Genomic DNA, 14,066 nt, shown 5'->3' with positions numbered 1-14,066 from the left:
GACAGGCACGAAGCGCGCACGACCAGTTTCAGGGGAGCTTCGCCGCTGTCCCGATCGAGGTGGTCGTGCGCGCTTCGTGCATTCGGTGGCCCTCACATGTCGAGGGCCGACAACACTCACAGGCCGACGAAGGAGGCACTTTGCCCAAGGTCAGTGAAGACCATCTCGCGGCACGGCGCAGTCAGATCCTCAGCGGCGCCCGCCGTTGCTTTGCCGAATACGGCTACGACGGCGCCACCGTCCGCCGGCTCGAAGAAGTGACCGGACTGTCACGCGGGGCGATCTTCCATCACTTCAAGGACAAGGACGGCTTGTTCCTGGCGCTCGCCCACGAGGACGCGACCAGGATGGCCGACGTGGTCGCACACGAGGGCCTCGTCCAGGTGATGCGGGACATGCTCGCCCAGCCCGAACAGTTCGACTGGCTGGGAACCCGGCTCGAAATCGCCCGACGGCTGCGGAACGATCCCGACTTCCGCAGAAGCTGGTCACAACGGTCGGCGGAACTCACCGAGGCGACCATGGCGCGTCTCGCGCGGCAGAAGTCCGCGGGCCGCCTCCGCGACGACGTCCCGACCGACGTGCTGATCGGCTACCTGGACCTGGTTCTGGACGGCCTCGTCGCACGCATCGCCTCCGGGCACGCCGGCGACAACCTGTCGGCCGTCCTCGACCTCGTCGAGGAATCCGTCCGACGCCGCGACTGACACCGCAGTCCCACCGACACCGGTCAGGTCTTGCGACGGTGAGCTCCGCCTCGTCCGCGGAGCTCCACCTCGGATTCCGCGAGGATGTTGCGGACGAATCCGTACGATCTCCCCATTTCCCGGGCAAGGGAACGGATACTCGCACCGGCCTGGTAGCGCTCCTTCAGCTCCGCCTGCAGATCGGCACGCGACGGTCCCGTGATCCGAGCGCTCTTGGCGAAGACCCCGATGTCAGCCATGAACTCCTCCAGTCGGCGAGCGACGGTGGTTTCCACGGTAGAGCCCCGTGACGGCGATATCTACGCGCAGTGCTCAGGCGAGCTGGATCAGTTCCAGGTAGTCCTGCGACCAGTGGTCCTCCGTGCCGTCGGGCAGGAGAATGACCCGTTCCGGGTCGAGGGCCTCGGCTGCGCCCGGGTCGTGCGTCACCAGCACCACGGCACCGGTGTAGCTGCGGAGCGCATCGAGCACCTGCTCGCGGGAGACGGGATCGAGGTTGTTCGTCGGCTCGTCGAGCAGCAGGACGTTCGCCGCGGACGACACGAGACCCGCCAGCGCGAGGCGCGTCTTCTCACCACCGGACAACGTGCCTGCGGGCTGCTCGAGCTGCGGGCCGGTGAACATGAACGCACCGAGCAGCGAACGCAGCTCCTGCTCCCCCGTGTCCGGCGCCGCGTGACGGATGTTCTCCCACACCGACGCGTTGTCGTCGAGGGTGTCGTGCTCCTGCGCGAAATAGCCGATCTTCAGCCCGTGACCGGGGACGAGCCCGCCTGCGTCCGGGGTCTCGACACCGCCGAGAATGCGCAGCAGCGTCGTCTTACCAGCACCGTTGAGACCGAGAACCACGACCCGTGACCCACGGTCGATCGCCAGATCCACTCCGGTGAAGATCTCGAGCGAACCGTAAACCTTGGTCAGGTTCTCCGCCATCAGCGGAGTCTTGCCGCACGCGGCAGGCTCGGGGAACCGGATCCGGGCCACCTTGTCGGACACGCGTTCCGCGTCCAGGTCCGACATCAGCTTGTCGGCGCGCTTCGCCATGTTCTGTGCCGCCACCGCCTTGGTGGCCTTCGCGCCGAGCTTTGCGGCCTGCGCGCGCAGCGCGCCGGCCTTCTTCTCCGCATTGGCGCGCTCACGGCGGCGACGCTGCTCGTCGGTCGCGCGGGCGTCGAGGTACTTCTTCCAGCTCATGTTGTACACGTCGGCCTCGCCGCGCACGGCGTCCAGGAACCACACCCGGTTCACGACGTCGTTGAGCAGATCGACGTCGTGGCTGATCACGATCAGACCACCCTCGTGGTTCTGCAGGAATCCCCGCAGCCAGGTGATCGAGTCGGCGTCGAGGTGGTTGGTCGGCTCGTCGAGCAGAAGGGTCGTGTCCGACCGTCCGCCGCTACCGTCCGACGCCGCGAAGAGGATGCGCGCCAGTTCGACACGGCGACGCTGACCACCCGACAGGGTGTGCAGCTGCTGACCGAGGATGCGGTCGGCCAGCCCGAGGCTGTTGCAGATGCGCGCCGCTTCGCTCTCGGCCTCGTACCCGCCGAGTGCGGAGAAGCGGTCCTCGAGATTGCCGTACTTGCGCACGGCCTTGTCACGCTCGGCGTCGTCGACGACCTCCGACATCAGGATCTGCTGCTTCTCCATGTCCCGCAGCAGCGAGTCGAGTCCGCGCGCGGACAACACTCGGTCCTTCGCGAGGACGTCGAGGTTGCCTTCCTTCGGGTCCTGCGGGAGGTACCCGAGATCGCCGGTGCGCACCACGGCACCCGCGTACGCCTCCCCCTCCCCCGCGAGGATGCGGAGGGTCGTCGTCTTGCCGGCACCGTTACGGCCGACCAGCCCGATGCGGTCGCCGGGCTGTACCCGCAAAGCCGGTCCGGGCGCGGACAGCAACGTCCGTACTCCAGCTCGAACTTCCAGGTCGGTAGCGGTGATCAACAAGACTCCTAGGAAAATGACGCTCGCGTTGAATGAGAAAAACTGCGCAAAGAACACACGAACCAGCAATTTTACCCGACCGTCGGCGACTCGGAACACGCCTGCCGGTGATCCCGCTAACGTTCGCCGCCGTATCCGACCCGCAGGAAGCTCTCCGGCCCCTGTGCAGATGCGTGATGGAAGGTGAGTTGCGTGGTGGTGAGATGCGCAACTGTGGCGAGCCCGTGGGGTAAATGCGAAAATCTCCACGGTGATAGTTCTCGAAATTCTGGCGTTCCGTCACGGCCCGACTCATTACCTTGGCCGGCAACATGGCGGGCTTCGAGAGCTCAGCCGATATCCTTTCGCGACATCGCAGGGCGCTTCGTGCTCGCCCCACCCGCGCCACTGCGCCGCGTTCAGCGCTCACGCTCCCCCGCAGCCGCCCGACCCGGCCTGCGGGTGCACGCTCCCCTGACCTCACCTCCTCCGGTCTGGGATCGCCGTGGTGAGCTCATGGAGATCGCGACCTGTGATTGCGGAGCCTCCACTACCCCGAGATAGCCGGAACGCACCGCGCGAAGTTCGGGAAACTGTGTTATTCCGTCCGCGTCCGAGTAGGGAACCGAGTTTCGTTCCAGCCGATAGTTCCGCCGCCGTGACAGGCTGACGGCGTGACAGTTTCTCCCCGTCCAGCGATCTGGGACGTCGCGATCGTCGGCCTCGGGCCTGCCGGCCGCGCCCTCGCCCACCGGGCCACGGCTCTCGGTTCGACAGTCGTCTCGGTCGACCCACTCCCCCGTAGATCGTGGACCGCGACGTATGCGGCCTGGGAAGACGAACTCCCCGACTGGCTCCCTCGGGAGGCCGTCGTCACGAGAACTCCTCGCCCGACAGCCTGGACGACCCGTCGCCATACCATCGACCGCACATATTGTGTTTTGAATACATCAGTACTGCAATCAATACTCGGCAGCGGATGCGGAACCGTTCTTGCAGGTAGAGCCGTAGACCTCTCCCCCACTTCCGTCCAGCTGGACGACGGCTCGACGCTGAAGGCGCACGTCGTCGTCGATGCTCGCGGCACCGGCGACAGCCCCGACCTCGCCCAGCAGACGGCATACGGCGTCGTGGTCGACCCCGACACGGCCGCACATGCGCTGGCCGGCGAGGCCGCGGTGTTCATGGACTGGCGCCGCGACAACGGCACCTCACCCTCGGACGCGCCGTCGTTCCTCTACGGGGTCCCGCTCGCGCAGGACCGTTTCCTGCTCGAAGAGACCTGCCTGGTCGGTCGCCCCCCACTCTCGATCTCGGAACTCGCCACCCGACTCCACGACCGACTCCGACAGCGGGGCGTCACCGTGCCGTCCCATTCGGACGTCGAGAGGGTCAGATTCGCCGTCGAGCCACCACCCGAGGCCGGCCGTGCCCACAGCTCGGATCAGGTGCGCTTCGGAGCCCGCGCCGGATTGATGCACCCAGGGACGGGCTACAGCGTCGCAGCGTCGCTCCTGTGCGCAGATGTTCTGGCCCGCGATCTTCGTGACGGTTCGAACGCACGACTATGGCCGTGGAAGGCACGCACCGTCGCGTCGCTGCGATCGGTCGGCCTACGCGTCCTCCTCAATCTGGATTCCGAACACGTCCCCGAATTCTTCGAGCATTTCTTCGATCTGCCGCCACAACTCCAGGCGGCGTACCTGTCCGAGCGGTCGAATCCGCGCGGAACCCTGTCCGCAATGGGGCGGATGTTTCGAGCGTCCTCCGGCGATATCCGCAATGTGATTCTCCGTTCGACGCTTCGCCGGGAAGTTCGATGAACTGTCGCGCGAACGCGAAAAGGAGACCATCATGGAACGCATGCGGTCGATATGGAAGGGCTCGATAGCGTTCGGACTCGTGAATGTGCCGGTCAAGGTCTATTCGGCAACCGAGGATCACGACATCAGGTTTCACCAGGTCCATGCCAAGGACGGCGGCCGGATCAAATACAACCGCGTCTGCTCCGAATGCGGCAACGTCGTCCAATACGCCGATATCGACAAGGCCTACGACTCCGACGACGGCGTGCGCGTGGTGTTGACGGACGATGATTTCGGGAAACTGCCCGCCGCCGAGAAACACGAGATTCCCGTTCTGCAGTTCGTGCCGACCGAACAGATCGACCCCATTCTGTTCGAGAAGAGTTACTTCCTCGAACCGGATTCGAGCTCTCCGAAGGCATATGTCCTACTCGCGACAGCCCTCGAGAACAGTGACCGCACAGCCCTCGTCCACTTCACTCTTCGGCAGCGCACCCGACTCGCCGCGATGCGTTCCCGGGACGGGGTGCTGGTGATCCAGACGCTGCTGTGGCCGGACGAGGTACGCGCCGCGGAATTCTCCTCACTCGACGGCGTCGACAAGCCGAAGGCGAAGGAACTCGCGATGGCCGAGACCCTCGTCGACAGCATGGCCGACGACTTCGACCCCACCGAATTCACCGACGACTACCAGGTGCAGTTGCGTGAACTGCTCGACGAGATGATCGAGTCCGGCGGCAAGAAGGTCATCCCCGTCGCCGAGGTCGAGAAGAGCGGCGAGGACGCCGAAGTGGTGGATCTCGTGGCCGCACTGCAGCGCAGCGTCGACGCCGCCGGGAAGAAGGCCGCACCCGCCAAGAAGAAGCCGGCGAAGAAGGCTCCGGCCAAGACCGCGGCGAAGAAGGCCACAGCGAAGTCATCCAGTTCGGAACGCAAGCGCGCCTGATCGACGATGAGGCGCGATCAGGACTGCCCCTGGGTCCGCTCGACGACCCATGCCGCGATCCGAGAACGGGAGGTGAATCCCAGTTTGGAGAGGATGTGCTCCACGTGGCCCTGGGCGGTGCGTTGCGAAATGACGAGTTTCCCAGCGATCGCCTTGTTGGTGAGGCCGTCGGCGACGAATTCGGCTACCTGCTGCTCCCGCCGCGAAAGAGTCGTGGGTCCGGGCTCTGCGGAGGTGTCTGGCCGCCCTATCTCGTCGAGTGCGTACGCTGCGGCTTCTTCGAATCGCGTCCCGAGGCCGTCGCGGAACTCCGTCGCGAACGCGCGGTCACCCATCGCCCGGCGGGCGCGTTGCTCGAACTGGGCGTGGAGAACCCCTACATCTGGGTAGTTGATGCTCGCACTCCCCACCGGACGGGCGAGCGCCGCGATCGCACCCATCAGCCTGGCTGCGGCCGGGGAACTCCCCCATCCACCGCGACCCACGAGAGAACCGCCATACACACCCCCGCGCTGACGCGGTCGTCCACTGACCGAGCACGGTGCAGCCCCTGCGTGACCAGATCCTTCGCACGGAATGCTCGCCCCGCTGCCACGCCCCCAGCCCTAAACCCCACAGCACCCATCCCCGATAGACGGACTCGCCGCGCGCCTCGGTGAGCGCAAGGATCTCCTGCCAACACACTTCGCTCCGCGTCCGATTCCCGTCCGCGCCACTGGCCAGAGCGAGCCCGAGCAGGGACGAGATCAGATACAGCAGGTTGCCGTCCGTGCGGAACACCGCGAGCGAGGATTCGAAGTGTCGACACGCCGTCGCGTAGTCCTGGGCGACCAGTGCGTGATGGCCGGCGGCATCGGCCATCAGCGCCTCGGCGACCCGATCGCCGAGCTGCGCTGCCAGCGCGCCACCAAGTTCCACATAGAGGGGTTCCGGTAGTAACCGCCGAAAAACCAACGGATATGGGGTAGCCGCAGCTGATCGCCGGTGAAGCCGGTTCGGTCTGCGGTGATGGCCGGTTGCTGGTTGGCTTGTCTCTCAATGTTGTTGGTGGGTGTGGGAGGTCGGTTTCGTGGCGACGCGGGTGTTCGCGGATGAGGAGTTGGCGCGTCTGCGGGAGTTCCCGGAGATCGGCTCGGCATCGCGATCGCGTTGTGCACGCTGCCGTGGCTGGGGTTCGTTCCTGATCGCGTGGTCACCGCCCCGCCGGTCGCGGTAGCCCGGTTGGCCGAGCAGTTGAAGGTCGACGGCATCGAGATCCGTTCCTACGGGCGCCGCGCCCAGACCCGCCCGATCACCTGCGCCTGGTCGCCCAGTACCTGGCGTGCGGCCGGGCACCTCGAGCTCAAGGAGCTCGACGAGTTCCTGCTCGCGCGGGCGATGGAGCACGATTCCCCGACCCCGCTGTTCCGGTTGGGGTCTGAGTATCTGATCTCGGCGCGGGTGATCCGCCCGGGTCCGGTGAGCATGGTCGAACGTATCGCTCACGCCCGTGAGCAGGCCCAGCGAGAGACCTTCGACCGGCTGGCCCACGAGTTCACGCCGGCCCGGTGCGCCGAGCTGGACGCGCTGCTGGCCGTCGATGCCTCGCTGGGGGTTTCGCGGTTGCGGTGGTTGTCGACCGGGCCAGTGGAGGCCTCGGCGGCCGCGGTCCGTGCCGAGGTCGACAAGCTGGCGTTCCTGCGCGGGTTGGGCGCGGATCGCCTGGATTTGTCGGTGCTGCCCGCCGAGCGGCGCCGGTTCCTGGCCACAATGGGCCGCCGGTTGACCCCACAGGCCCTCGAGCGCCGGGACCCGCAGCGCCGGTATCCGATCCTGCTCACCGTGCTGGCCCAGTCTTGCACCGACGTCCTCGATGAAGTGGTCGCGTTGTTCGATCAGGCGATCTCGGCGAAATTCGGTGCCGCCGAACGTCGGATGCAGCAAGAACTCGCCGAACGCGGCAAATCCAGGGAAGACCGCCAGGCCCTGCTCGACGATCTGCTGGCGATTGTCACCGATCCGGCGGTCGCCGATGAGGAGATCGGCGCGCTGATCCGCGGCGAGAAGATCGAGTGGGAACGGCTACGTGCCGCGATCGCGCAGGCCAAACCCCGGTTGCCGCGTGATCACGGACATCTGGCCGCGCTGGATTCCTCCTACAACTATCTGCGCCAGTTCACCCCCGCGGTGCTCGCCACGGTGGGGTTCGCCGGCGGGACTGCGGCGAGTGAGCTGCTGATCGCGGTCGCGATGCTGCGCGAGCTCAACGCCACCGGCCGCCGGAAGGTGTTCGACGAGGCCCCGACCGGGTTCGTACCCACGAAGTGGCGCGGCTACCTCGACCAGGCCCGGAAGTCCGGCAGCGCCACCGCCTACCGGCACTACTGGGAGTTATGCGTGTTGCTCGGGCTGCGTGACGGGTTGCGCAGCGGGGACGTGTTCGTGCCCGGCTCACGCCGCTACGCTGATCCGGCCGCCTACCTGCTCACCGGCGAGCAGTGGGAACCGCAGCGCACCGAGTTCTGCCGCCTGGTCGGACGCTCGGCCGATCCCGGTGTCGCCCCGGCCGCTGTCGTCGAGGAACTGCACACCGCGGTCGGTGAACTCGAGGCTGTGCTGACCGAGATGCTGCCGTTCGCGCCGATCGTGTCGTTGCTGATCGAGCTGGACAAACGCACCGGCTACCTGGACTGTTTCACCCACGCCAGCGGCAAGGAGGCCCGCACACCGGAGCTGAAACGCAACCTGATCGCGGTGCTGCTGGCGCACTCGACGAACCTGGGGTTGACGCGGATGGCCGAGGCCTCGGCATCTCCTACGACATTCTGTCCTGGACCGATGAATGGTATGTGCGTGAGGAGACGCTGCGCGCGGCCAACCTCGCGATCATCGACTACCACCAGCGGCTCCCGCTGACGCCGGTGTTCGGTGCCGGGACGCTGTCGTCGAGTGATGAGCAGCGGTTCCCGACGCGCGGGAAGTCGACCACGGCGCGGCCGTTGAGCCGCTACTTCGCGAACGAGGGGCTGTCGACCTATACCCATGTCACCGATCAGCACGCGACCTACGGCACGAAGATGATCGTGGCGACCAAACGCGAGGCCCACTACGTGCTGGATGAGATCCTGGGCAATGCCACTGATCTGCCGATCACCGAGCACGCCACCGACACCCACGGGGTCACTCTGGTCAACTTCGGGCTGTTCGACCTGCTGGGCATGCAGCTCTCGCCGCGGATCCGGGACCTGGGGCGGATTACCCTGTACCAGCCGGGCCCGCGCGGCGACGCCGAGGCCCGGTTCCCGCACGCGGGCCCGCTGATGACCCGCAAGGCCAACCTCGACCTGGTCGCCGAGCACTGGGACGACCTGCTCCGGCTGGCCTTATCGTTGAAGTTCGGACACGCCACCGCCTCGCTGCTGGTCGGCAAGCTCTCGGCGTCCGGGCGCCAGAACACCCCGGCCGCAGCCCTGAAGGAGTACGGGGCGCTGCGGCGCACGATCTACGCCGCGAAATACCTCTCCGACCCCGACTACCGGCGCAAGATCTCCCGCCAGCTCAACAAGGGCGAATCCCTGCACGCCCTGCGTCGCGACCTGCTCTATGCCCACGAGGGGATGATCCGGGCCCGCCAGCTCGCCGACCAGACCGAGCAAGCCTGGTGCCTCACCCTGGCCACCAACGCCGTGATCGCCTGGACCACCGAGTACTACGGGCTCGCCGTCGAGCAGATGCGCCGGTCCGGGCAGCGCATCGACGACGAGGTCCTGGCCCACATCAGCCCCGCCCACAGCGCCAACATCAACTTCTTCGGCGCGATCGAGGTCGACATCGATGCCGAACTCGCCCAGTTGGGTCCGACCGGGTATCGGCCCCTGCGTGTCCGCGACACATTGTTCTGACCTCCGCCCCGTCTGGCAGCGACGGATTCGGTCCGTATTGCGGCAGCTGAGCCTGTTCTGTTCAATCCTGCCGAGGAGGTGCCAGCTGGTCGGTGGTTGAGGCCGGGGATTCGAGGTTGGTTGCTGCCCAGCTGGCGAGTAGGGCCATCGCGTCGGCGGAGGGGGTAGCAGGTTGCACCGTGTAGAAGGTCAGCACCAGGCCGGGATCGGCGGGCAGTGGCATGGTCTCGTAACCGATCCCGATGTCGCCCACGACGGGATGGTGGAAGTTCTTGGTTCCCGTGTAGTGCAGGCGCACATTGTGTTTGGCCCAGCGGGTGCGGAATTCCTCGCTGCGGGTGGATAGTTCACCGACCAGGTCGGAGATGCCCCGGTCGTAGGGGTCGCGTCCGGCGTCGGTGCGCAGCAGGTTCACCGCGCCGTCGGCCATGTGGTCCCAATCGGGGTAGAAGTCGTGGGCGCGCGGGTCCAGGAAGCAGAACCGCACGAAGTTCACCGGCTTGGATACATCCGGCGCGAGCGGATCGGGATAGAGCGGACTGTAGAAGGCGTAGCCGAGCAGATTGGCGGCGACGAGGTCGTGGCGGGCGTTGCGAACGAACGCGGGCCCGCTGTAGGTATCGAGCAGGCTCTGCACCGCGGGCCGGACGGCTTTCGTGGTGCGGCGTGGCCGTCGCTGTGGGCCGGTAAGGGCGTTGCGGTGCAGGTCGAACAGGTGTGATCGTTCGGCGTCGTCGAGTTCGAGGGCGCGGGCGATGGCGTCGATCACCGATTCGGACACGGTGTTGACCTTGCCGCGTTCGATCTGGGTGTAGTAGTCGACCGACAGTCCGGCCAGGGTGGCGACTTCTTGGCGGCGCAGGCCGGGGACGCGGCGTTTGGCGGCGTCGTAGACCGGCAGGCCCACCTGGTCGGGGGTGATCTTGGCGCGGCGTGAGGCCAGGAATTGGCCGATCTCGGCGGCTCGGTCGCTCGACTCCATGCCTTCGAGGCTAAGCCGTCTGCCTGCGTGTTTGCCAGGTGCTGTGACAGGGGTGCTGCCAGCACCCCTGTCATCCTCGCCTCCCACAACCGCTGTTCGGGGCGTTGCATGGGTTACGGAGCCGACCGCTCCGATAATCCTTCGACACCGACGAGGTGAGATGAGCACGCCACAGATCGACCGGTCCGACGCGAGCACACGGTTGCCGGTGCTGGTATTCGTACTGGCCGCCGGGATCTTCCTGATGGGCACGACCGAGTTCATGATCGCCGGACTGCTGCCGGACGTGGCCGCCGATCTCGGTGTCGACATCGCCCGCGCCGGACTGTTGGTGACCGCGTTCGCGATCGGCATGATCCTCGGGCCGCCGGTGATGGCGCTGGCCATGTTGCGGCTGCCCGCGCGGGCCATCCTGATCGGCGCGCTGGCGGTATTCGGGGCCGGGCACGTGGTGGCGGCGGTGAGTGACTCGTTCACTGTCATCACGGTCACGCGGGTGGTGACCGCGCTGGCCACGGGCACGTTCTGGGCGACCGGTGCCATGGTCGCCGCGGCGGTCGCGGGACCGGGTGCGAGCGCGCGGGCGCTGGCGGTGATGTCGGGTGGGTTGAGCCTTGCGGTCGTCGCCGGGGTGCCGTTGGGCACCTTCGCCGGAGGGTTCACCAGCTGGCGCGGCCCGTTCTGGATGCTGGCCATGCTGGCGGTGCCCGCGATCGTCGCCGTGTTGCGGTTCACTCCGACGACGTTCGGCAACGACGACGCGCCGGTCTCGATCCGAGCCGAAGTCGCCACCGTGCGGCTGTGGCGGGTGTGGGCAATCCTGGCCGCGATCACCCTGGCCCAGGCCGGATTCCTGGGCGCCTACAGCTTCATCAGCCCGCTACTGACCGACCTCGCCTCCATCCCCACCGTGCTGGTTCCGCTGGTACTCGTCGGCTTCGGGCTCGGCGCACTGGCAGGGACCGCTGTCGGGGGCCGTCTCGGTGACCGGTGGCCGCTGGGCACCATCACCGCCGCCATCGCCGCCACGTCGATCCTGCTGCTCGTGCTCGCCGCCACCGCTGACCACTCGACGATCGTTGTCGCCGTCGTGGTCGTGCTCGGCGCCTCGGGCTTGGGTGCGAACCCGGTCCTGATCGCCCAGACCATGCGTTTCGCCGGTCACGGTTCGCGGCTGGCGTCCTCGCTGGCCACCGCAGCATTTAATCTCGGCACCGCCGTAGGGTCCGCGCTGGCCGCGACCACCCTGTCCACCAGCCTCGGCCTCACCGGTCCCGCCGTGTTGGGAGCCGCGCTCACCGCCACCGCCCTGATCCCGATCGCGGTCCTGGCCACCCACCGACCCCGCCACCCACACGACAACACGCCGACGCGACCCGGACACCAGCCCGAGCGCGTCCTGACCGGAGTGAGCTGAGCCATGGCCAGCTCGACCAGCACCGACAGGAGACAACGCATGGGAGCGCTCACCACCCTGATCGCGCTGACCACGATCACAGCGGCAGCCATGGTGACAGCCTGCACCGCCTCACCGCCCGCACCGTCCCCGACCACCGCCGAGCGACCCACGACGCCACCGGAACAGGGGGCCACCTTCATGCAGATCCGGCTCACGAACGGCACCGCCGAAGCCACCGCACGCCTCTACGACAACGCCACCGCCCGCGACTTCGCCTCCCTGCTTCCGCTGACGCTGTCCATCCACGATCTCGGCGGCAGGGAGAAGGCCGGGACACTGCCGAGGGCGCTCGCCAGCGGCCAAGGCCAATCCGATTACCGCGCGGGTCAACTCGGCTACTGGGCACCCAGCCACGACCTGGCCGTCTACTACCTCGAAGACGGCTTCCGCATCCCCTCGCCCGGGATCGTGATGATCGGCGAGATCGAGTCCGGCCTCGACGCACTCACCGCCGAGAACGCGAACACCCTCTCCATCACCGCCGCCTGACCCGAACGAAGTTACACCCGTCGTGAACCCCACCTACGACTTCACCGGACAGGTCGCCTTCCTCACCGGCGCCGCCTCCGGAATGGGCCTGGCCACCGCCACCGCCTTCGCCGAGGCCGGAGCCGCGATCACCCTCACCGACGTCGACAACGACGCACTCGAGGCTGCGGCCGCGCCGCTGCGCGAGGCCGGGCACCGGGTGCTGACAGTGCGCTGCGACGTCGCCGACGAAGACCAGGTCGCCGCCGCGGTCGCCGCAACCGTCGGCAAGTTCGGGCGCTTGGACTTCGCCTACAACAACGCGGGCATCCAGTCCCCGACCGTGGACGCCGCCGACGAACCGGCCGAGGTGTTCGACCGGGTCACCGGCATCAACCTGCGCGGGGTGTGGGCGTGCATGAAACACGAACTCGCCCAGATGCGCGAACAGGGCTCCGGCGTGATCGTGAACTGCTCCTCGCTCGGCGGGCTGGTCGGGCTGCCCGGACGCGCGGCCTACCACGGCGCCAAACACGGCGTCATCGGCCTGACCCGGTCCGCGGCACTGGAATACGCCCCGCGCGGTATCCGGATCAACGCGATCTGCCCGGGCACCATCGAAACCCCGATGGTCACCGCCATGTTCGACTCCGGTGACCTCGACCCAGACCAGGCCGCCGCCGACGAACCCATCGGCCGCCTGGGCACCGCCGAGGAAATGGCCGCCGCCGTGCTGTGGCTGTGCAGCCCCGGCGCCTCCTACGTCATCGGCGTCGCCCTGCCCGTCGACGGCGGCTACACCGCCCGCTGACCCCCTCGAACCTCCGGAAAGGACACCATCCCATGCGTGGAGTAGTCATGTACGCCCCCGGTGACGTGCGCGTCGTCGACCGCCAGGACCCGAAGATCATCGATCCCACCGACGCGGTCATCCGGCTCACCGCCACCTGCATCTGCGGCTCGGACCTGTGGCCCTACCGGGGCATCGAACCGGTCGACCACACCCTCATGGGTCACGAATACGTCGGCGTCGTCGAAGAAATCGGCTCCCAGGTGCGCACCCTGAAGGTCGGTGACTTCGTGGTCGGCTCGTTCTGCATCTCCGACAACACCTGCGAGGTCTGCCGCTCCGGTTTCCAATCGCGCTGCGTGCACGGGTCTTTCGTCGCCGGTGCCATCGGCACCCAGTCCGAACTCGCCCGCATCCCCTTCGCCGACGGCACCCTCGTCGCTACCCCGGCCATGCCCGAACCAGAGCTGATCCCCTCGCTGCTCGCGGCCTCCGATGTCCTCGGCACCGGCTGGTTCGCCGCCGTCGCCGCCGCGGCCGCACCCGGCAAAACTATCGCGGTCGTCGGCGACGGCGCGGTCGGGCTCATGGGTGTGCTCGCCGCCAAACAACTCGGTGCCGAACGCATCGTCGCGATGTCGCGCCACCGTGACCGCCAAGCCCTGGCGCGGGAATTCGGCGCCACCGACATCGTCGAAACCCGCGGCGACGAAGGCGTCGCCGCGATCAAGGACCTGACCGGTGGACTCGGCGCACACGGGGTCATCGAGGCCGTCGGAACCCAGGAATCGATGATGCAAGCCATCAACTCCACCCGCCCCGGCGGGCACGTCGGCTACGTCGGGGTCGCCCACGCCGGTGTCACCCTACCCGCCGACCAGCTGTTCTTCGCCGAGGTTCACCTCCTCGGCGGCCCCGCGCCCGTCCGCCGGTTCCTGCCCGACCTCATCGACCAAATCTGGAACCGAAGCATCGACCCCGGCAAGGTCTTCGACCTCACCCTGCCCCTCGACCAAGCCGCCGAAGGCTACCAGGCCATGGACGAACGCCGCGCGATCAAAACCCTGCTCACCGTCTGAGCACCACCGAACACATCACTGCACCA

General features: G+C 67.3%; 12 protein-coding genes and 1 pseudogene. 9 read left to right on the top strand and 4 right to left on the bottom strand.

Features of this window, described 5'->3' with window-relative positions; translation table 11 throughout:
• The first annotated feature begins 140 nt into the window (after nucleotides 1-140).
• Entirely contained in the window at nucleotides 141-707 is a 567-nt protein-coding gene (locus FND50_RS18240) for a TetR/AcrR family transcriptional regulator (RefSeq protein ID WP_005241827.1), read from the top strand.
• A 23-nt stretch (nucleotides 708-730) separates the two neighbouring features.
• On the opposite strand, the gene FND50_RS18235 is transcribed toward FND50_RS18240, so the two are convergent.
• Complete coding sequence (locus tag FND50_RS18235; protein ID WP_005255033.1) at nucleotides 731-946, bottom strand: helix-turn-helix domain-containing protein; 216 nt, start codon at nucleotides 944-946, stop codon at nucleotides 731-733.
• A gap of 73 nt (nucleotides 947-1,019) precedes the next feature.
• Nucleotides 1,020-2,651 (bottom strand): ABC-F family ATP-binding cassette domain-containing protein, encoded by a 1,632-nt coding sequence (locus FND50_RS18230; RefSeq protein WP_144286593.1) that lies wholly within the window; start codon nucleotides 2,649-2,651, stop codon nucleotides 1,020-1,022.
• A gap of 653 nt (nucleotides 2,652-3,304) precedes the next feature.
• On the opposite strand from FND50_RS18230, the gene FND50_RS18225 reads away from it, so the two are divergent.
• Both FND50_RS18225 and FND50_RS18220 read left to right on the top strand, forming a co-directional pair.
• Nucleotides 3,305-4,453: a lycopene cyclase family protein gene (locus tag FND50_RS18225; RefSeq protein WP_144286592.1), complete on the top strand. Its 1,149-nt coding sequence runs from the start codon at nucleotides 3,305-3,307 to the stop codon at nucleotides 4,451-4,453.
• A gap of 31 nt (nucleotides 4,454-4,484) precedes the next feature.
• Nucleotides 4,485-5,381: a Ku protein gene (locus tag FND50_RS18220; RefSeq protein ID WP_005255030.1), complete on the top strand. Its 897-nt coding sequence runs from the start codon at nucleotides 4,485-4,487 to the stop codon at nucleotides 5,379-5,381.
• Between the two features lie 17 nt (nucleotides 5,382-5,398).
• On the opposite strand, the gene FND50_RS36820 is transcribed toward FND50_RS18220, so the two are convergent.
• Nucleotides 5,399-5,866, bottom strand: coding sequence for a LuxR family transcriptional regulator (locus tag FND50_RS36820; RefSeq protein WP_260850483.1), 468 nt, complete (start codon nucleotides 5,864-5,866; stop codon nucleotides 5,399-5,401).
• A 313-nt stretch (nucleotides 5,867-6,179) separates the two neighbouring features.
• Between FND50_RS36820 and FND50_RS36815 the strand changes: the two genes are divergently transcribed.
• Both FND50_RS36815 and FND50_RS18210 read left to right on the top strand, forming a co-directional pair.
• A complete protein-coding gene (locus FND50_RS36815; protein ID WP_260850482.1) occupies nucleotides 6,180-6,317 on the top strand; it encodes a hypothetical protein in 138 nt (45 codons plus the stop codon).
• 133 nt (nucleotides 6,318-6,450) lie between these two features.
• Nucleotides 6,451-9,262, top strand: a pseudogene (locus FND50_RS18210) (Tn3 family transposase).
• 61 nt (nucleotides 9,263-9,323) lie between these two features.
• Here FND50_RS18210 and FND50_RS18205 read toward each other — a convergent pair.
• Entirely contained in the window at nucleotides 9,324-10,244 is a 921-nt protein-coding gene (locus FND50_RS18205) for a helix-turn-helix transcriptional regulator (protein ID WP_144286591.1), read from the bottom strand.
• Nucleotides 10,245-10,404: 160 nt separating this feature from the next.
• Between FND50_RS18205 and FND50_RS18200 the strand changes: the two genes are divergently transcribed.
• The 4 genes from FND50_RS18200 to FND50_RS18185 are packed head-to-tail and all read left to right on the top strand — an operon-like array spanning nucleotide 10,405 to nucleotide 14,040.
• Nucleotides 10,405-11,661 (top strand): MFS transporter, encoded by a 1,257-nt coding sequence (locus FND50_RS18200; RefSeq protein WP_144286590.1) that lies wholly within the window; start codon nucleotides 10,405-10,407, stop codon nucleotides 11,659-11,661.
• A 39-nt stretch (nucleotides 11,662-11,700) separates the two neighbouring features.
• A complete protein-coding gene (locus tag FND50_RS18195) occupies nucleotides 11,701-12,192 on the top strand; it encodes a cyclophilin-like fold protein (protein ID WP_144286589.1) in 492 nt (163 codons plus the stop codon).
• A 22-nt stretch (nucleotides 12,193-12,214) separates the two neighbouring features.
• A complete protein-coding gene (locus tag FND50_RS18190; protein ID WP_144286588.1) occupies nucleotides 12,215-12,982 on the top strand; it encodes an SDR family oxidoreductase in 768 nt (255 codons plus the stop codon).
• A 32-nt stretch (nucleotides 12,983-13,014) separates the two neighbouring features.
• A complete protein-coding gene (locus FND50_RS18185; RefSeq protein WP_144286587.1) occupies nucleotides 13,015-14,040 on the top strand; it encodes a zinc-dependent alcohol dehydrogenase family protein in 1,026 nt (341 codons plus the stop codon).
• Nucleotides 14,041-14,066 lie beyond the last annotated feature (26 nt).

The organism is Rhodococcus sp. WB9, from assembly GCF_007558985.1.
Classification (GTDB): domain Bacteria; phylum Actinomycetota; class Actinomycetes; order Mycobacteriales; family Mycobacteriaceae; genus Rhodococcus_F; species Rhodococcus_F opacus.
This window is presented reverse-complemented; position numbering and strand designations above follow the sequence as displayed.